The organism is Pseudochrobactrum algeriensis, from assembly GCF_018436245.1.
Taxonomy (GTDB): Bacteria; Pseudomonadota; Alphaproteobacteria; order Rhizobiales; family Rhizobiaceae; genus Pseudochrobactrum; species Pseudochrobactrum saccharolyticum.
The window spans coordinates 1,968,860-1,986,595 of sequence record NZ_CP075361.1 but is presented as its reverse complement, the minus strand read 5'-3'; the positions used below and the strand labels follow the sequence as shown (position 1 = coordinate 1,986,595).

Below are 17,736 nucleotides of genomic sequence, written 5' to 3'. Positions count from 1 at the left end.
CTTTCAACTGCGCATAGTCAATGAAAAACATACATATAAGAGGTTGGCGTGTAAAAACGCTGTGCGGGCTAATAGTTTTGCCAATTGACTGGATCGTAAGCCGCACTCTTTATATTTAGTATCTCTGACCATTGCAGAAAAGCCGATTTATGAATTTTAAAAGCTGGTTCTTTCATACGTATTTTTTGTTCCGCCGTCCTATGACTTTGGGGGTGAGGGCTGTCGTGCTCGGGGATGAAGGGAAGAGTGTGTTTCTGGTGCGCCATACCTATGTCAAAGGCTGGCATTTGCCGGGCGGCGGTGTGGAACGCGGCGAAACATTCGGGCAGGCTTTGATTAAAGAACTGCGTGAAGAGGCCTGTATTGAACTGACCACTACGCCGGAACTTTTCGCTTTGTATAAAAATACCAAAGCGTCCAACCGCGATCATGTGGCACTGTATATATGCCGGTCTTTTAAACAGACCGGAACGCGCTCACCCGATTGGGAAATTGCCGAGGCCGGGTTTTTTCCGCTCAGTGACTTGCCTGACGGCGTAACAGAGGCCACGATGCGCCGTCTGAAAGAGATCACAACCCATGCGGAGCCGGATGCGTTGTGGTGATTTGAGCTTAAAAAAACGGAGACACTACCATGCCGGTTTATGTGTTGGACGGCCATAATCCACAATTCGACCATCGTGCCAGTAACTGGCTGGCACCGGATGCGACGCTGATCGGCAAAGTGCGTGTCGGTGAAAATGCGGGGATCTGGTTCGGCGTTGTCGCCCGTGGCGATAATGAGCTGATTCATATCGGTAAGGATACGAATGTGCAGGAACATTGTGTTTTGCACACCGATATCGGTTTTCCGCTGACTATTGGCGAGGGCTGCACAATCGGCCATCGGGCAATGCTGCATGGCTGCACAATTGGTGAAAACAGTCTGGTCGGAATCGGCGCAATTATTCTTAATGGTGCAAAAATCGGCAAAAATTCACTGGTCGGCGCCGGTGCTCTGGTCACCGAGGGAAAAGAATTTCCGGATAATTCGCTGATTGTCGGCTCACCGGCGCGGGTATTGCGGGAACTGACGGCAGAGCAAATTGAGAAACTGCGTGATTCCGCACAAAATTATGTTGCCAATGGCAAGCGTTACCAGCGCGGTCTGGAAATTGCGCCTTAATTGCTCAACAGCATAATTTCTTAAGCTTGAATTAGTTTAAGGTAAAATTATGCTGTAAATATAAAGTGTTAGAGCGAGTTTTGTGCGCCCAAGAGGGCGCACGGCGCTCTAATTTCCCAGCGCTGATGTTGCAATACCGCTCATCAGCATTTCCGGTGCGTGGCGGATATCGACCCACTGGCCGCTGTGACGGGCGGACTGACGTTTGAGATAGGTGTAATCCGTCTGGCTCCAGTTTTTGACGCTGTCTTCAAGATTATCCAGAATAAAATCACCGCGGTCTGTGCGCACTGTCAGCACGGCATGGCCTTCGCCATTGCTCTGACGGACAACAGTAATCAGCAATGTATTCACCGGAAAACCGGCATTAATCAGCATGCGGCGCTTGAGCAGCACATAGTCTTCACAGTCGCCATATTGTGTCGGGTAAGACCAGACTTCTTCCTTGCCCCAGATTTCCATATCGGTGCGTGGCAGAATTGCAGTGTTTACCTGTGCATTGACCTGAACGATCTTGTTCCACAGAGCCTGTGTGAGCTGCAGCGGAGCTTCTGAGCGGCTGGTTTGGCTGCATTCTTTTTTATACTGTTTACAGAAGTCATAATGACCGACCGGCTGGGTTGTGCGGCCTTCAGTCTGCATCCATGGCTGAGCAGCCTGACTTGTCGTCGTGCCGCCGAACACTGTTCCTAAAACTGTCATTGTAAGCAGCAGAGTTGCGGCAGCCAGCTTATTCTTTGCTGTTGTGCTGCGGGCACTCTTTTTATGTGCTGTCTTTTTATACATTGTGACGCTCCTTGTTGAGAGCACCATGGCAGCGAGACATTGACACTATCCAAAGGGATATGAATAAGACAAAGTAAACGCAGAAGTGAAAATTCGTAAACCTTAACTGCCTGTAAAATCAGTGTTTTAACGAAAATTAGGACTTACTATACGCAAAATTCACGCAGGTTTCGGTTGTGTGAAAGCTTGAGGTTAACAGAGCGTTGTGCAGTTAACAGCGGGTTGAAATCCGCCGGATGTCCACAGCCTCTGGTTAATATGTGGTGTAAGACGTGCCGTGTGCGATAAGCTTATATTTACCTAGCCGTTTTGTGCTTTTACGAATTTGTAAAAATGAATTTCAGCGTTTGATAACTATAAAATATGAATGCGTGACTTTTTACGCAGGCTTGCCCTGAAAATAGTGCTGCAGCGCCCTCAAGGCATGGCAGCAAAGATCATTCAGAATCATAGATACAAGCAGGGAAGGGGTGCTTTGATGCCGGCTCGTTATACGAGCCGGTTGATGAAATCTGCGCGCGTCAATGCGTTCACCCTGATATTCGGGTGAATAAAATCGGAGCAGGATTCAATGTGAGGTGCTTTAGTCTTTTGGCAGATCGGTTTGCAGAACCAGAAACTCAATGCCGATACCATCTTCAAAATGGCGCATGACTTTCGCCTGACTGTTGCCAAGCGTTACAATGCTGCGCAATGGTGGTCGCAGATTGGTAGCGACGGCTGCGCCGGACAGTGACAGATCAAGAATTTTACAGGCATGTTCCGAACCGTCATCAAGGATCAGGATCGCTTCGGTACGCGCAGGTGTATGACGGGCATGACGTCTTTGCTCTGACTGCTGACTGGTGTTTTTGCTGAGCCAGTTGATTTTTGCAGCCAGTTTATTTTTCTGATGCACAGTCTGGATCAGCTGCAGCGTGAAATCATCCCGCTGAACACTGATGACAGTGCCTTCAAGCCGTCCGACATTGTCTACATAAGCAATAATATGATCGTCCGCACGGATGATGATTTCATCATCACTCAGAGTGAGGTCGGCATTATTGGTGGAGATACGCCATAATTTGCAGGCATATTCACTGCCGTCAGCGCGCATGAAGCGGCCGTCCAGAGGTGATTTCAGGGTCAGTCTTACGGCAGAATCCGGTTGCTCCGCAGTCTTTGCAGGCGATGTGAATGAGGCGTGCGAAGATGAAGGTGTTTCTGCCGACATATGATTCAAAGGTGCCTTTGAGCGATTCTAAAAATATGAAAGCCGGTGCTTCCCCTTCACCGGCGATAATACGATACGATAAAATTTAACAGTACGCTACTAAAAGCTTAATTTTGTAGCGTTTTTACTTCACCATTCTATGGGGATAACAAATTTTACATCAGTACTGCCGGTTATACTGACCTCACAAATCAGGATTTGTCTTTGCCGCCGGTTATCAGCTTGAGATGTGCTGCCTTGGGTGCCTGATAGGCAGATTCGGTTTCCGGTGCCGCTGTATGAATACTTTTAATGAGATCAGCGACCGTCAGAGGAGCAGGCGCGCCGGTTATTGCCGGTGCGGGGCGGGCAGAATGCGGAACAATTTGTTCAGTTGCCCGCGCAACCGGCATCAAGGCTTCGATCTGGGGAAGTAAGGCTCTGGCAAAAGCCGTGTCCGCTACACCGATACCGTCAATTCTGATGCTTTCATCAGGAAGAGGGCAGTGCCCGCCGATGCGGTTTTCGCAATCGGCATATTTTCCGCATTCGGCAGAAGTTCGTGATGGCGATCGAGCAAGACCTGAAGAACAGATTTCATACCTTTCACCGCATTCAGATTGTCATCCTGAACAGGTAGCGCAGTATTATTGTCCGAGAGACCCATGCGGTTACTGATGAGCGGTTCACTGCCGAGCCAGAGCGGCTGATCCAGTGCAACCATGCTGCCGATCCATGCAAGGGAACCGTCTGCCTCATGCAACGGCAATAATAATGTTTCGAAATGGCAGTTTTTTTCGTTCAGCGTCTGGCCGGTATGTTCCAGCCGCAGCGGGCGGTAATCCAGACCGGAGAGATGCAGCTGTTCAGCAAGCCATGAACGGACATCATCATGCCAGAGAGATAAAAAGCGGGTATTGCGCAATTCTCTGCCATAAATTGTGCAGAGGCGGGTACCGGCCAGCCGGAACTGCCATTGCTTTGCCTGCGGAATATCTGCGGTCTCAGGCTGCTCTGTCGCGCCGCTGATTTCAGTATCACTGCGCAGAATGAAGATATTCGGTAGCTTGCCGCCCAGCGCACGCGGGCTGATGTCACGACGATCCGGCGCTGCGCGGGTTCCGCGCAACCTGTCCCAATATGTGAGCAGATCTGCCGTCCAATCATGTTTCATGATATGGCGCTGTCCTCGTATCTTCCTGCGACCGGATGTTTTCTGCTTTTGCAGCGGAATACCGGCTGTGTGTAACATGTTGAGCGCGCATGTCTTTCAGATTGAAACACTGCTTTCGCGAAACATATTTTAATTTTCAAAGCCCGATAAAAATTCCCAGCCGGTGCTGAGATTGACGGGTTTTTGAATATGTTTGATGGCGATAATATGCGCACAGGAACGTAAACAAGCCATGATTGAGCGCCGAACATCCACGAACAATAAAATTTATGGTTAACGCTTTGCTTCGATTGCATTAATCAATTAAGTATGTTTAGATACTTTTACGCAAAAGTTGCAGGCGTTTTATTGGGAAGCTGCCAATTGCATCTTATGCTTGAACTCCAGAATTTATGTCCGGACGATATTGTCCGTTCGCCGCCTGTTTAACAGGCGGTTTTTTCTTATCTGGACAAGGTTTCAAGAATTTCACCGGAATGTTTCAGGCTTGTCTCACGCCTGTATATAAATGTGCGATGTAAAATGCCGCGACAAAACCGCTTTCCACTTTTACCGGAAGTGCTCTATGTTCCTGTTTGAGCGATAAATTCCGCAGACAGACCTTCTCGCATTGTGTTCTGACAGCACTCTGCCGATAAATTTGTAAATCATGATGAGGATAATATGCAGCAGCCGGTTAATGAAACCCGGACAGAGGATGACCGCGGACAAGGCGGTTCTCAGCCGGTCTTTAATATGCCGCCGGTGGTTGTGGCATTAATCGGTCTCTGTGCCGCTGTATATATTGTGCAGTTCTATCTGCTGAGTGATCCGCAATATATCTGGTTTCTGCTGAATTTTGCATTTATTCCGCAGCGCTTCAGTGCGTGGGGCGGCTTTACCGATATTACAGCATGGTTCACTACGATCAGCTATTCCTTCATGCATGGCGGATTTGCTCATCTGGCGGTGAACAGCGTGTGGTTTGCCGCTTTTGGCTCGCCATTGGCCGGTCGTATCGGGACACGTAAATTTCTGTTGTTCTGGATACTCACATCCATTCTGGCGGCATTCACCCATTATGCGCTTTATCCGGACAGTAATATTCCGCTCGTCGGTGCTTCGGGTGCTATATCCGGCATGATGGGGGCTGCGGCGCGTTTCGGTTTCCGCCGTGTTACTTATTATACAGGGACGGGGCGGCAGGTACCTGCTTTCGGCGGGCCGCTCTTGTCGGTGGCCGAAACTTTGCAAAACCGCACCGTTCTGACATTTGTCGGTTTCTGGCTGCTCATCAATGTGATTACAGGACTTTATGCAACGCCTGCCGGTGAATTGTCAGGCATTGCGTGGGAGGCACATATCGGCGGTTTTGTTGCAGGATTCTTCGGTATAGCTTTGTTGCTGCGCGGGCGCTCCTGAAACTGCTTTGTTTTATCGCCTTCCGCGATTCTGTGTTAGACTGAATCAACGGTCACCAGTACACATGCTGCTCTTCCGTTCTTGTAACATTATGCAGTATTTTGTGTGCCGGTCAGCCGCCTGATGCCATAATCCTCTCTGTTTTCAGGAGGAAAATGTGATGTGTTTCATTATCGGGAGGAAATAATGACTGTACGCGCAATTCTGGAGCAGAAGGGCAGTGATGTTTTCACTGTCAGGTCAGATGCGAATCTGGAAACAGCAGCAAAACAACTTTCAGAACACCGGATCGGTGCTTTGCTGGTTGATGACGGCAAGGGCCGATATACAGGGATTCTTTCCGAGCGGGATATTGTGCGCGCCTGCGCTAATCACGGAATACAGGCCTTGCAGCTGCCGGTTTCAAAAGCAATGACGACAAAAGTGCTGCATTGCAGCCCGCAGGACAATGTTCATTATGTCATGGAAATGATGACACGACATCGTTTCCGCCATGTACCGGTGGTGAATGAAGCCGGTGATCTTGTCGGTATTATTTCGATTGGTGACGTTGTGAAGCGTCGTATTGAACAGGCCGAACAGGAAACGGCCGAGATGATTCAATATATCGCCACTGCCTGAGTGCCGAATTTTATAAAAAAGCCCTGCATTGAGTGATTCAGGAGAATGTCACGGTTAAAAGCGGCACTCAGCGAATCCCCGATACAGGGCTTTGTTGTTCAAACTTGTTATTTGCTCAGGAAACGCTGGGCAGCATAAAGTGAAATTGCAGCGGCGTTCGAGACATTGAGCGATTTAATTGCGCCCGGCATATCAAGCCGCGCCAATGCGGTAACTGTTTCACGGGTTTTCTGGCGAAGACCTTTACCTTCCGCACCAAGCACGAGAGCAATCTTGTCGCCCTTGAGCGTGTGTTCCATTTCCTGAGGGCCTTCAGAATCAAGGCCGATTGTCATGTAACCCAGCTCATGCAGCTCCTGAATCGCTTCAGCAAGATTGCGCACTTCAATCTGGTCGATCATTTCCAGGGCGCCGGATGCTGATTTGGCCAGAACGCCTGATTCCTGCGGGCTGTGACGGGATGTTGTAATCAAAGCATCTGCACCGAAAGCCACTGCCGAGCGCAAAATAGCGCCGACATTGTGCGGATCGGTGACCTGATCCAGAATCAAAAGCAGGCTGCCTTCTTTCAGATCCTGCAATTTACGTGGTTTAAGCGCTGCAGTTTCAATAAGAACACCCTGATGAACCGCGTCGGAGCCGGTCAGCGCATCAATATCGCGCGGCTCAACCATTTCAGGAGCGAGACGGGCAATTGTTGCTTCATCCAGCTCCAGACGGGCGAGGGCGTTTTTAGTGACCATCATACGGAAAATTTTGCGACGTGGATTTTCCAGCGCGGCTTTTACCGTATGCAGGCCATAAAGACGGGTGATTCCGTCGCCCGCAGGCGTGCCTTTTACAGGTTTACGCTTAGGGAACCGGTTATTTTGCGAATTTTGTTCGCTGCCGCCGGATTTTTGATCACGAAACTGGCGCCGCAGACGCGCATAATGCGAATCTTTTGGTGTGCCGGAGGAGGAGCCGGATGAGTCCGGTGACGATTTTTTATCTTTCATGAGCGCTCTATACCGATTTTCCTGTCTTCAAGGTAGCATCTTTCCTTATTCACAGGCAGGAAAGTTTCATGATGCGAAAAAACTACCCCTGAAAAGCCCTATATTGTGGATGATTGATAAGCCTGTGAAAATTTTGTGCATTTTTTTCAAAAAGAGCTGTTGACTTATCAGGGTGTTATCGGCATAACCCGCCTCGTTCACAGCGACAAACGAGCCAAGCGCTACGGGGTCACAGTGAACGGAATGCCTAGTCGCTCAACTCTGCTTGCAGTGAGTTTCTGGAGGAGTGCCCGAGTGGTTAAAGGGGGCGGACTGTAAATCCGCTGGCTTAGCCTACGTTGGTTCGAAACCAACCTCCTCCACCACTGCCAGAGCAGGAGTTTAGAGTGCGCGGGTATAGCTCAATGGTAGAGCAGCAGCCTTCCAAGCTGAATACGCGGGTTCGATTCCCGCTACCCGCTCCAGATTTATTTCAGGGCGGTTTGGCGTGAGTAACTTGGCGGGCTTTGAATAAAGCTTAAGCCGGAAGCGAGTTGATAGAGTTCCGATCCGGTAGCGGGGCGGGGCTTTAGTTCTACTATATAATATCCTTGACTGTCAGGTCGTAGGGTAAGTTATATGGCAATTAAAATTGTTGCAGCGCATTAAATTAAGCGTTGTGGTGAAAGAGAGCGACAGCGATGGCAAAGAGCAAATTTGAACGTACCAAACCGCACGTCAATATCGGCACAATCGGTCACGTTGACCATGGTAAGACCTCGTTGACAGCTGCAATCACCAAATTCTTTGGTGACTTCCGCGCTTACGACCAGATCGATAACGCACCGGAAGAAAAAGCCCGCGGTATCACCATTTCGACCTCGCACGTTGAATATGAAACAGAAAACCGCCACTACGCACACGTAGACTGCCCAGGCCACGCTGACTATGTTAAGAACATGATCACCGGTGCTGCGCAGATGGACGGCGCGATCCTGGTTGTTAACGCTGCTGACGGCCCGATGCCACAGACCCGTGAGCACATCCTGCTCGCTCGTCAGGTTGGTGTGCCTGCAATCGTTGTGTTCCTGAACAAAGTTGATCAGGTTGACGATGCTGAGCTGCTCGAGCTCGTAGAAATGGAAGTTCGCGAACTTCTGTCGAAATACGACTTCCCAGGCGATGATATTCCAGTTGTTAAGGGTTCGGCTCTGGCAGCTCTGGAAGACAGCAACAAGACAATCGGTGAAGATGCAGTTCGTGAACTGATGGCCGCTGTTGATGCTTACATCCCAACTCCGGAACGTCCTGTTGATCAGCCGTTCCTGATGCCAATCGAAGACGTATTCTCGATCTCCGGCCGTGGTACAGTTGTTACCGGTCGTGTAGAACGCGGTATCGTTAAAGTTGGTGAAGAAGTTGAAATCGTTGGTATCAAAGCTACCGGCAAGACAACTGTTACCGGCGTTGAAATGTTCCGCAAGCTGCTCGATCAGGGCCAGGCTGGCGACAACATCGGTGCACTGGTTCGCGGTGTAGGTCGTGATGACGTTGAACGTGGTCAGGTTCTCTGCAAGCCAGGTTCGGTTAAGCCACACACCAAGTTCAAGGCAGAAGCTTATATTCTGACCAAAGACGAAGGTGGTCGTCATACACCATTCTTCACAAACTACCGTCCGCAGTTCTACTTCCGTACAACTGACGTAACCGGTATTGTGACCTTGCCAGAAGGCGTGGAAATGGTTATGCCGGGCGACAACGTAACTGTTGATGTTGCGCTGATCGTGCCAATCGCTATGGAAGAAAAACTCCGTTTCGCGATCCGTGAAGGTGGCCGCACCGTTGGTGCAGGTATCGTCGCTTCGATCATCGAATAATAGATTTCACAAGGCTGGTACGCCAGCCTTGTCCGCCGGTCTGATAGATTAGGGCGGAAGAGTTTAGGGGTATAGCTCAGTTGGTAGAGCGACGGTCTCCAAAACCGTAGGTCGCGGGTTCGAGCCCTGCTGCCCCTGCCATTTCAGAAAAGCGGTGCTGTATTGATTTACAGTGCCGCTTTTTTGTGCTTAATAGGTGCCGAGCTGGTCTTGTGTGTCAGCACAGTCGTTTTATAAATAATATTAACCCGCCGCAGGGTAGGGGCGCCATGCACTTTCCGTGCATGATATGCGGGAATTTATTATATCTTAGTATATGGGCTTGTTTTTTTATGGAATCGGCTCTATGTAGGGCAATACGTAAACGGTGCGTGGGATTGAGTTTTCGTCCGACGTGCCGTAATCTTGTGAGTTCTTTCTGATTAATACATTCTTAACGGCTTGTTTTGATTGGGATTAATTTTTTTCAAGCGCAGAGTGGCAAATGGCGTCCAAAACAAATCCGATTACGTTTTTCCGTCAGGTTCGTGCTGAGACGGCTAAGGTAACGTGGCCAACCCGGCGTGAAACTGTTATTTCAACCGTCATGGTTGTTATTATGGCTTTTCTGGCGGCGCTGTTTTTCTTTTTTGCGGATCAGTTGATGGCTTATGGCGTTGAATTGCTTCTGAGTCTCGGTCGTTAATATAGGCTTGGTTGGCATTTGGCTGGTGTGAGCTATACGGGAGAAGCATAATGACTGCGCGTTGGTATATCGTACACGCATATTCGAATTTCGAAAAAAAGGTTGCTGAAGCAATCGAAGAAAAGGCGAAGCAAAAAGGTCTGTTTCATCTTTTTGAAAAAATTCTGGTACCTACAGAAAAGATCGTGGAAGTGCGCCGCGGCCGTAAGGTTGACGCAGAGCGCAAATTCTTTCCGGGCTATGTTCTGGTTCGTGCCAATCTGACAGATGATGTCTATCATCTGATTAAGAATACCTCGCGCGTAACCGGCTTCCTCGGTACAGAGTCGAAGCCTGTTCCGATCAGTGACCGTGAAGTTCAGCAGATTCTTTCCCAGGTGGAAGAGGGTGTTGAGCGTCCACGTGCTTCTGTATCGTTTGAAGTGGGTGAATCTGTTCGTGTTTCGGACGGTCCTTTCGCTTCCTTCAACGGTATCGTGCAGGAAGTTGATGATGATCGTTCGCGTCTGAAGGTTGAAGTGTCGATCTTTGGTCGCGCAACACCTGTTGATCTCGATTTTGGTCAGGTTGAAAAGCTCTGATCATTTCAGCCTAAGGGCTGAGTTGTCACTAAGGTGACAAATTGGGTGGAAGGGGCGCAGGCTTAGCCGCTCTGTTAACCGGACCACCCGCTGCAACGCTGCATATGCAGTGGTGATAGAGTGCCGTAAAGGCATTTAACATTGCCCTGAGGGGCAAGAAAAAAGGCAGATAGTAATGGCTAAAAAAGTTGCAGGCCAGCTGAAGCTTCAGGTAGCTGCTGGCGCCGCAAATCCATCGCCGCCAATCGGTCCGGCTCTGGGTCAGCGCGGTATTAACATCATGGAATTCTGTAAGGCATTTAACGCTGCCACGCAGGAAATGGAAAAAGGTTCGCCTGTTCCGGTCGTGATTACCTATTATCAGGATAAGTCCTTCACATTCGTGATGAAGACTCCTCCTGTAACCTACTTCCTCAAGAAGGCTGCTAATCTGAAGTCCGGTTCGAAAGAGCCTGGCAAGATTTCTGCCGGCACGGTTTCCCGTGATAAAGTGCGCGAAATTGCTGAAGCCAAAATGAAAGACCTGAATGCGTCTGACGTTGAAGCTGCAATGCGCATGGTTGAAGGTTCTGCCCGTTCGATGGGTCTGAAGGTGGAAGGCTGATACGATGGCGAAAATTTCAAAGCGTGTCGCTAAAATCCGTGAAGGCGTAGAGCCTATGAAACTTTACGACCTGAGCACTGCTCTTGGTCTCGTAAAGGAACGTGCTGTTGCGAAATTCGACGAAACTATCGAAGTTTCGATGAATCTCGGTGTAGATCCACGTCATGCTGACCAGATGGTTCGCGGCGTTGTTAATCTGCCAAACGGTACAGGCCGTACTGTTCGCGTTGCTGTATTTGCCCGTGGTGACAAAGCTGAAGAAGCTAAGAAAGCCGGTGCGGATATTGTTGGTGCGGAAGACCTGTTCGAAACCATCAATGCCGGCAATATCGATTTCGATCGCTGCATTGCTACCCCCGACATGATGCCACTCGTTGGCCGTCTGGGTAAGGTTCTCGGCCCGCGCGGCATGATGCCAAACCCTAAAGTCGGTACTGTGACTGTTGATGTTGCCGGTGCTGTTAAGGCTTCCAAGGGCGGCGCAGTTGAATTCCGCGTTGAAAAAGCCGGTATCATCCATGCAGGTATTGGTAAGGCTTCTTTCGAAGTTAAGGCTCTGGAAGAAAACATCCGCGCTTTCGCAGATGCAGTTCTGAAAGCCAAGCCAGCCGGTGCAAAAGGTGAATACCTGAAGCGCGTTGCGGTTTCTTCGACCATGGGCGTTGGCGTCAAGGTTGAACCTTCGAGCGTTAAAATCGCCTGATTTGCTTTTACGGAATAAATCTGTAAAAGCCTGATTCAAATGTTGCCCGAGTAATTGCGACATTCGAATTGAAACAAGTTTCCGGGGCCTCTGGGCCCGGATCACCGGAAGTAAAATTCCGGTATCCTGTCCGAGATTGCAGGTGGTTCGCCTTAATTTTATGAGCCTGCATGAGACGTGGAATGACCTTATTTTTTGCAGCTTTGCTGTGTTTTAAGGTTTGAACCGTAGTTGCCTTGACCGGATCTGCTCTCGGGCGGTGAAGGGGAAGGGGACAGGAACCTCGTAAGTTGGATAGCACTTCTTACACGCTATCCGGCAAAGGCAACCCGGTAAGAATACTCCTGTGTATTCTTATCAACTGGAGAGAGACAGTGGAAAAAGCGGAAAAGCGCGAATTTGTCACTTGGCTGAACGGCACTTTCAAAGAGTCCGGTTCGGTCGTCGTGGCCCACTATAGCGGTCTCACAGTTGCACAGATGAGCGATCTTCGCGAAAAAGTCCGTGCAGCAGGCGGCGCCGTTAAAGTCGCGAAGAACCGTCTTGCCAAAATCGCTCTTCAGGGCACGGAGTCCGAAGGCATTGCAAATCTGTTCACCGGACAGACTGTAATTGCTTATGCAATCGATCCGATTGCAGCTCCGAAAGTAGCGGTAGAATTCGCTAAGACCAATGACAAGCTTGTCATTCTTGGTGGTTCTATGGGTGCGACTACTCTCGATGCAGAAGGCGTGAAAGCTCTTGCTTCCCTGCCGTCGCTCGACGAACTGCGCGCCAAGCTGGTTGGTATGGTTCAGACACCAGCCACCCGTCTCGCTGTGCTCACAAGCGCGCCAGCAGGTCAAATTGCTCGCGTTATCGGCGCACATGCCCGGAAGAACGAGGCGGCGTAAGGCCGTTCTCGCTGTTATAACAGTTCAAACCTTAATCAAAGGAATATACAAATGGCTGATCTCGCAAAGATCGTTGAAGACCTGTCCGCACTGACCGTTCTGGAAGCTGCAGAACTGTCCAAGCTTCTTGAAGAAAAGTGGGGCGTATCTGCTGCTGCTCCTGTAGCAGTTGCTGCTGCTGCCGGTGCTGCTGCACCAGCCGCTGAAGAAAAGACCGAATTTGACGTTATCCTCGCTGATGGCGGCGCAAACAAGATCAACGTGATCAAAGAAGTTCGCGCGATCACCGGTCTGGGCCTGAAAGAAGCTAAGGACCTCGTAGAAGGTGCTCCTAAGGCTGTTAAAGAAGGCGCGTCGAAAGACGAAGCTGAAAAAATCAAAGCTCAGCTCGAAGCAGCTGGCGCTAAGGTTGAACTCAAGTAATTTGAGTGATCCGGCGGGCTTAACGGCCCGCCGTTTTCCGCTTATGAGCGGACGTTTTTTGTAAGCATCTGATTTTAGGTGACAAACAAAAATGGATAGCATAATGAACTGTATATGTCTTTCATGATACGTGGCAGATTTTATAGTTCAAACGGTTACAAACCCTTTTCCTGACAGAAGAGCAGCTGTCAGGAAACGGGTTTTGACCCGTTCATAGGACCGTCGTAAGACGGCAAGCAACAGGCCCTGGTATTCCCACGGGCTCAGAACGCCGTAAGGCACAGAACGAGGAGCGACGATGGCTCAGACCCACTCTTTTAACGGTCGTAAGCGCGTACGCAAATTTTTCGGCAAGATTCCAGAAGTCGCCCAGATGCCGAACCTCATTGAGGTTCAGAAGGCATCCTATGACCAGTTCCTTATGGTCGATGAACCTAAGGGTGGACGTCCTGACGAAGGTTTGCAGGCTGTTTTTAAGTCGGTGTTTCCGATCTCGGATTTTTCCGGGGCCTCTATGCTCGAATTCGTCAAATACGAATTCGACGCGCCAAAGTTCGATGTGGATGAGTGCCGCCAGCGTGATCTGACCTATTCAGCACCGCTGAAAGTGACACTGCGTCTTATCGTTTTTGATATTGACGAAGATACAGGCGCAAAGTCCATTAAAGACATCAAGGAACAGGATGTCTATATGGGCGATATGCCGCTCATGACCGACAATGGTACCTTTATTGTCAATGGTACGGAGCGTGTTATCGTTTCGCAGATGCACCGTTCGCCTGGTGTGTTCTTTGACCATGATAAAGGTAAGACCCATTCTTCGGGCAAGCTCTTGTTTGCTGCGCGCGTGATCCCGTATCGCGGTTCCTGGCTCGATATTGAATTCGATGCCAAGGATATCGTATACGCACGTATCGACCGTCGCCGTAAGATCCCTACCACATCGCTGCTGATGGCGCTGGGTATGGACGGTGAAGAAATTCTTTCGACCTTCTATAACGCTGTCCCTTATACACGTGACGGCGAAAACTGGCGTATTCCGTATTCGGCTGACCGCTTCAAAGGTATGAAAATCATCGGCGATATGCTCGATGCTGATACCGGTGAAGTTGTTGCTGAAAGCGGTCGTAAGCTGACTGCGCGCGCTGCCAAGCAGATCGCGGAGAAGGGCGTTAAGGCTATCCGTGCGACGGATGATGATCTGCTCGGTTCCTATCTGGCAGAGGATATCGTCAACTATGCTACCGGTGAGATCTATCTCGAAGCCGGTGATGAAATTGACGAAAAGACTCTGAAGATTCTGCTCGAAACCGGTGGCAACGAGATCAATATTCTTGATATCGACCATGTGAATGTGGGTGCTTACATCCGCAATACGCTGGCTGCTGACAAGAACCAGTCCCGTCAGGATGCGCTGTTCGACATCTATCGCGTGATGCGTCCGGGTGAGCCTCCGACAATGGATTCCGCAGAAGCGATGTTTGAATCGCTGCTGTTTGATTCAGAACGTTACGATCTGTCGGCTGTTGGTCGTGTTAAGATGAATATGCGTCTTGACCTCGATGCCGCGGACACTGTTCGTGTTCTGCGTAAAGACGACATTCTGGCTGTTATCAAGACGCTCGTTGAGCTGCGTGACGGCAAGGGCGAAATCGACGATATCGACAATCTCGGCAACCGTCGTGTGCGTTCCGTTGGCGAGCTGATGGAAAATCAGTACCGCGTCGGTCTGCTGCGTATGGAACGTGCGATCAAGGAACGTATGTCCTCGATCGAAATCGATACAGTCATGCCGCAGGATCTGATTAATGCGAAGCCGGCTGCTGCCGCTGTTCGTGAATTCTTCGGTTCCTCGCAGCTGTCGCAGTTTATGGATCAGACCAACCCGCTGTCTGAAATCACCCATAAGCGCCGTCTGTCGGCACTCGGACCTGGTGGTCTGACCCGTGAACGCGCTGGCTTTGAAGTCCGCGACGTTCATCCGACCCATTACGGCCGTATCTGCCCGATTGAAACACCGGAAGGTCCGAATATCGGTCTGATCAACTCGCTCGCAACATTTGCGCGCGTCAACAAATATGGTTTCATTGAAAGCCCTTACCGTAAAATTATCGACGGTAAGATCACCAATGATGTCGTTTATCTTTCCGCTATGGAAGAGGCCAAGCACTATGTTGCTCAGGCCAATGCTGAAGTGGGCGAAAACGGTGAATTCGTTGAAGAATTCGTAATTTCGCGTCATGCCGGTGAAGTTCTGATGGCGCCGCGTGAAAACGTGGATCTGATGGACGTTTCGCCGAAGCAGCTGGTTTCTGTTGCTGCTGCGCTTATTCCGTTTCTGGAAAACGACGACGCCAACCGCGCTCTGATGGGCTCGAACATGCAGCGTCAGGCCGTGCCTCTGGTACGTGCGGAAGCGCCGTTTGTCGGTACCGGTATGGAGCCGATTGTTGCCCGTGACTCCGGTGCAGCTATCGGTGCACGCCGCGGCGGTATTGTTGATCAGGTAGATGCGACACGTATCGTTATCCGTGCAACTGAAGACCTCGATCCTTCGAAGTCCGGCGTTGACATTTACCGTCTGATGAAGTTCCAGCGCTCCAACCAGAGCACCTGCATTAACCAGCGTCCGCTTGTGCGCGTTGGTGACCGTGTAGGGAAGGGCGACATCATTGCTGATGGTCCGTCGACCGATCTGGGTGATCTGGCGCTTGGCCGTAACGTGCTCGTCGCGTTCATGCCTTGGAACGGCTACAACTACGAAGACTCCATCCTGCTTTCTGAAAAGATTGTTTCGGATGACGTGTTCACTTCGATCCATATCGAAGAATTCGAAGTTGCTGCCCGTGATACCAAGCTCGGACCTGAGGAAATCACACGTGATATTCCGAACGTTTCGGAAGAAGCACTGAAGAACCTCGACGAAGCCGGTATTGTCTACATCGGTGCGGAAGTTCATCCTGGCGATATTCTCGTCGGTAAGATCACACCAAAGGGTGAAAGCCCGATGACGCCGGAAGAAAAGCTTCTGCGCGCTATCTTTGGTGAAAAGGCTTCTGACGTCCGTGACACCTCAATGCGTATGCCTCCGGGAACATACGGTACTGTTGTGGAAGTTCGTGTTTTCAATCGCCACGGCGTTGAAAAAGATGAACGCGCAATGGCAATTGAGCGTGAAGAAATCGAACGTCTGGCAAAAGACCGCGACGACGAACAGTCTATCCTTGACCGTAACACCTATGGTCGTCTGGCAGATATGCTGGAAGGTAAGATTACTGCTGCTGGTCCTAAGGGCTTCAAGAAGGGGGTTGCGGTCAACCGTGATATCCTGACTGAATATCCGCGTTCCCAGTGGTGGCAGTTTGCCGTTGAAGACGAAAAGAGCCAGAGCGAACTCGAAGCTCTGCGCAACCAGTATGACGCATCCAAGAAGCTGCTTGAAACACGCTTCATGGATAAGGTCGAAAAGGTTCAGCGCGGCGACGAAATGGCTCCGGGCGTCATGAAGATGGTTAAGGTCTTTGTTGCTGTTAAGCGCAAGATTCAGCCAGGCGACAAGATGGCCGGCCGTCACGGTAACAAGGGTGTGGTTTCCCGCATTCTGCCAGTAGAAGATATGCCGTTCCTTGAAGATGGTACCCATGCGGACATCGTGCTTAACCCTCTGGGTGTGCCGTCCCGTATGAATGTGGGCCAGATTCTGGAAACACATCTGGGCTGGGCATGTGCCGGTATGGGTAAGAAGATCGGGCAACTGATCGAGGTCTATAAAGAGACCGCAAATATCCAGCCGCTGCGTGACACTCTGGAACATATCTATCCGGACAATGACCGTAACGAACCGGTTCGCTCTTATGATGACGACAGTGTCCTCATGCTTGCAGATCAGGTGAAGCGCGGCGTGTCGATTGCAACACCAGTCTTTGACGGTGCTGTTGAAGCAGACATCAATGCGATGCTTGCAGATGCAGGTCTGGCAACTTCCGGTCAGTCGACGCTCTATGACGGCCGTACAGGCGAACCTTTTGATCGTCAGGTGACAATGGGCTATATTTATATGCTCAAACTGCACCACCTGGTTGATGATAAGATCCACGCCCGTTCGATCGGACCTTACTCGCTCGTCACACAGCAGCCGCTGGGTGGTAAGGCGCAGTTCGGTGGTCAGCGCTTCGGTGAAATGGAAGTCTGGGCGCTTGAAGCCTATGGTGCAGCTTACACGCTGCAGGAAATGCTCACCATCAAGTCTGATGACGTGGCAGGCCGTACCAAGGTTTATGAAGCGATTGTACGTGGTGACGATACATTCGAAGCGGGTATTCCGGAGAGCTTCAACGTTCTCGTGAAGGAAATGCGTTCGCTTGGTCTGAATGTCGAACTCGACGATACACGCGACCTGGTAGCGCCGACAGAGCTGCCTGACGCAGCAGAGTAAAAACAAAGGCGTGACGCGGTTTTCCGCGCCACGCCATTATTGCCATTATTCGGCAGTATGTTTTGAAAGAATGACGGTTTCAGGCGCTGTGTCTGGCCGTTGCGCAGATTAGGGCAATTGCCCGTCAGAGAGTGTCAGGGCGCTAAAGCCTGTGCCGGATACTGCTCTGCTTATAGATTCAAACGCATGATGCTGTCGCGAAGTAGGCCAACTTTTGTG

Annotated in this window: 17 protein-coding genes and 3 tRNA genes; 15 read left to right on the top strand and 5 right to left on the bottom strand. The window is 50.4% G+C overall.

What is annotated here, in order from left to right:
* Positions 1–149: 149 nt before the first annotated feature.
* Together KHQ09_RS11370 and KHQ09_RS11365 are read left to right on the top strand one after the other, a co-directional pair.
* Positions 150–605 (top strand): NUDIX domain-containing protein, encoded by a 456-nt coding sequence (locus tag KHQ09_RS11370; protein ID WP_213630838.1) that lies wholly within the window; start codon positions 150–152, stop codon positions 603–605.
* A gap of 29 nt (positions 606–634) precedes the next feature.
* Entirely contained in the window at positions 635–1,165 is a 531-nt protein-coding gene (locus tag KHQ09_RS11365; RefSeq protein ID WP_022710930.1) for a gamma carbonic anhydrase family protein, read from the top strand.
* Between the two features lie 108 nt (positions 1,166–1,273).
* Here KHQ09_RS11365 and KHQ09_RS11360 read toward each other — a convergent pair whose 3' ends face one another.
* The 4 genes from KHQ09_RS11360 to KHQ09_RS11345 all read right to left on the bottom strand — a co-directional run bounded on the left by KHQ09_RS11360 (position 1,274) and on the right by KHQ09_RS11345 (position 4,317).
* Positions 1,274–1,867 carry a transglutaminase-like cysteine peptidase gene (locus KHQ09_RS11360; RefSeq protein WP_075656443.1) on the bottom strand — a complete coding sequence of 198 codons (594 nt, stop codon included), beginning with the start codon at positions 1,865–1,867 and terminating at the stop codon, positions 1,274–1,276.
* A gap of 667 nt (positions 1,868–2,534) precedes the next feature.
* Positions 2,535–3,164, bottom strand: coding sequence for a PilZ domain-containing protein (locus KHQ09_RS11355; protein ID WP_213598301.1), 630 nt, complete (start codon positions 3,162–3,164; stop codon positions 2,535–2,537).
* A 191-nt stretch (positions 3,165–3,355) separates the two neighbouring features.
* Entirely contained in the window at positions 3,356–3,559 is a 204-nt protein-coding gene (locus KHQ09_RS11350) for a hypothetical protein (RefSeq protein ID WP_213656855.1), read from the bottom strand.
* Positions 3,560–3,603: 44 nt separating this feature from the next.
* Positions 3,604–4,317: a PAS domain-containing protein gene (locus tag KHQ09_RS11345; protein ID WP_213656854.1), complete on the bottom strand. Its 714-nt coding sequence runs from the start codon at positions 4,315–4,317 to the stop codon at positions 3,604–3,606.
* Positions 4,318–4,980: 663 nt separating this feature from the next.
* Between KHQ09_RS11345 and KHQ09_RS11340 the strand changes: the two genes are divergently transcribed.
* Together KHQ09_RS11340 and KHQ09_RS11335 are read left to right on the top strand one after the other, a co-directional pair.
* On the top strand, positions 4,981–5,718 hold the full coding sequence (locus KHQ09_RS11340; RefSeq protein ID WP_213598290.1) for a rhomboid family intramembrane serine protease: 738 nt from the start codon (positions 4,981–4,983) through the stop codon (positions 5,716–5,718).
* 186 nt (positions 5,719–5,904) lie between these two features.
* Positions 5,905–6,339 carry a CBS domain-containing protein gene (locus KHQ09_RS11335; protein WP_022710935.1) on the top strand — a complete coding sequence of 145 codons (435 nt, stop codon included), beginning with the start codon at positions 5,905–5,907 and terminating at the stop codon, positions 6,337–6,339.
* 107 nt (positions 6,340–6,446) lie between these two features.
* Here the strand turns inward: KHQ09_RS11335 and rlmB are convergent, their stop codons facing one another.
* On the bottom strand, positions 6,447–7,337 hold the full coding sequence (gene rlmB, locus KHQ09_RS11330; RefSeq protein ID WP_075656338.1) for a 23S rRNA (guanosine(2251)-2'-O)-methyltransferase RlmB: 891 nt from the start codon (positions 7,335–7,337) through the stop codon (positions 6,447–6,449).
* Between the two features lie 280 nt (positions 7,338–7,617).
* On the opposite strand from rlmB, the gene KHQ09_RS11325 reads away from it, so the two are divergent.
* The 11 genes from KHQ09_RS11325 to rpoB all read left to right on the top strand — a co-directional run bounded on the left by KHQ09_RS11325 (position 7,618) and on the right by rpoB (position 17,517).
* A tRNA-Tyr gene (locus KHQ09_RS11325) sits at positions 7,618–7,702 on the top strand.
* Between the two features lie 25 nt (positions 7,703–7,727).
* A tRNA-Gly gene (locus KHQ09_RS11320) sits at positions 7,728–7,801 on the top strand.
* A 216-nt stretch (positions 7,802–8,017) separates the two neighbouring features.
* Positions 8,018–9,193, top strand: a complete 1,176-nt coding sequence (tuf, locus tag KHQ09_RS11315) for an elongation factor Tu (RefSeq protein WP_022710937.1) — start codon at positions 8,018–8,020, stop codon at positions 9,191–9,193.
* Between the two features lie 65 nt (positions 9,194–9,258).
* Positions 9,259–9,334: transfer RNA gene (locus KHQ09_RS11310), tRNA-Trp, on the top strand.
* A gap of 343 nt (positions 9,335–9,677) precedes the next feature.
* Positions 9,678–9,878, top strand: a complete 201-nt coding sequence (secE, locus tag KHQ09_RS11305; RefSeq protein ID WP_022709972.1) for a preprotein translocase subunit SecE — start codon at positions 9,678–9,680, stop codon at positions 9,876–9,878.
* A gap of 50 nt (positions 9,879–9,928) precedes the next feature.
* Positions 9,929–10,459: a transcription termination/antitermination protein NusG gene (gene nusG / locus KHQ09_RS11300; protein WP_213598287.1), complete on the top strand. Its 531-nt coding sequence runs from the start codon at positions 9,929–9,931 to the stop codon at positions 10,457–10,459.
* Positions 10,460–10,634: 175 nt separating this feature from the next.
* Entirely contained in the window at positions 10,635–11,063 is a 429-nt protein-coding gene (rplK, locus tag KHQ09_RS11295) for a 50S ribosomal protein L11 (protein WP_022709970.1), read from the top strand.
* Positions 11,064–11,067: 4 nt separating this feature from the next.
* A complete protein-coding gene (gene rplA / locus KHQ09_RS11290; protein ID WP_075657644.1) occupies positions 11,068–11,766 on the top strand; it encodes a 50S ribosomal protein L1 in 699 nt (232 codons plus the stop codon).
* 374 nt (positions 11,767–12,140) lie between these two features.
* Positions 12,141–12,659 carry a 50S ribosomal protein L10 gene (gene rplJ / locus KHQ09_RS11285; protein ID WP_022709968.1) on the top strand — a complete coding sequence of 173 codons (519 nt, stop codon included), beginning with the start codon at positions 12,141–12,143 and terminating at the stop codon, positions 12,657–12,659.
* A gap of 51 nt (positions 12,660–12,710) precedes the next feature.
* On the top strand, positions 12,711–13,082 hold the full coding sequence (rplL, locus tag KHQ09_RS11280) for a 50S ribosomal protein L7/L12 (protein WP_075657645.1): 372 nt from the start codon (positions 12,711–12,713) through the stop codon (positions 13,080–13,082).
* Positions 13,083–13,380: 298 nt separating this feature from the next.
* Complete coding sequence (gene rpoB / locus KHQ09_RS11275; protein ID WP_213598285.1) at positions 13,381–17,517, top strand: DNA-directed RNA polymerase subunit beta; 4,137 nt, start codon at positions 13,381–13,383, stop codon at positions 17,515–17,517.
* The last annotated feature ends 219 nt before the right edge of the window (positions 17,518–17,736 follow it).

Bases quoted from the DNA above. Each gene is read 5' to 3' on its own strand.
- KHQ09_RS11370 (WP_213630838.1), top strand. From the start codon at position 150: ATGAATTTTAAAAGCTGGTTCTTTCATACGTATTTTTTGTTCCGCCGT.
- KHQ09_RS11365 (WP_022710930.1), top strand. From the start codon at position 635: ATGCCGGTTTATGTGTTGGACGGCCATAATCCACAATTCGACCATCGT.
- KHQ09_RS11360 (WP_075656443.1), bottom strand. From the start codon at position 1,867: ATGACAGTTTTAGGAACAGTGTTCGGCGGCACGACGACAAGTCAGGCT.
- KHQ09_RS11355 (WP_213598301.1), bottom strand. From the start codon at position 3,164: ATGTCGGCAGAAACACCTTCATCTTCGCACGCCTCATTCACATCGCCT.
- KHQ09_RS11345 (WP_213656854.1), bottom strand. From the start codon at position 4,317: ATGAAACATGATTGGACGGCAGATCTGCTCACATATTGGGACAGGTTG.
- KHQ09_RS11340 (WP_213598290.1), top strand. From the start codon at position 4,981: ATGCAGCAGCCGGTTAATGAAACCCGGACAGAGGATGACCGCGGACAA.
- KHQ09_RS11335 (WP_022710935.1), top strand. From the start codon at position 5,905: ATGACTGTACGCGCAATTCTGGAGCAGAAGGGCAGTGATGTTTTCACT.
- rlmB (WP_075656338.1), bottom strand. From the start codon at position 7,337: ATGAAAGATAAAAAATCGTCACCGGACTCATCCGGCTCCTCCTCCGGC.
- tuf (WP_022710937.1), top strand. From the start codon at position 8,018: ATGGCAAAGAGCAAATTTGAACGTACCAAACCGCACGTCAATATCGGC.
- secE (WP_022709972.1), top strand. From the start codon at position 9,678: ATGGCGTCCAAAACAAATCCGATTACGTTTTTCCGTCAGGTTCGTGCT.
- nusG (WP_213598287.1), top strand. From the start codon at position 9,929: ATGACTGCGCGTTGGTATATCGTACACGCATATTCGAATTTCGAAAAA.
- rplK (WP_022709970.1), top strand. From the start codon at position 10,635: ATGGCTAAAAAAGTTGCAGGCCAGCTGAAGCTTCAGGTAGCTGCTGGC.
- rplA (WP_075657644.1), top strand. From the start codon at position 11,068: ATGGCGAAAATTTCAAAGCGTGTCGCTAAAATCCGTGAAGGCGTAGAG.
- rplL (WP_075657645.1), top strand. From the start codon at position 12,711: ATGGCTGATCTCGCAAAGATCGTTGAAGACCTGTCCGCACTGACCGTT.
- rpoB (WP_213598285.1), top strand. From the start codon at position 13,381: ATGGCTCAGACCCACTCTTTTAACGGTCGTAAGCGCGTACGCAAATTT.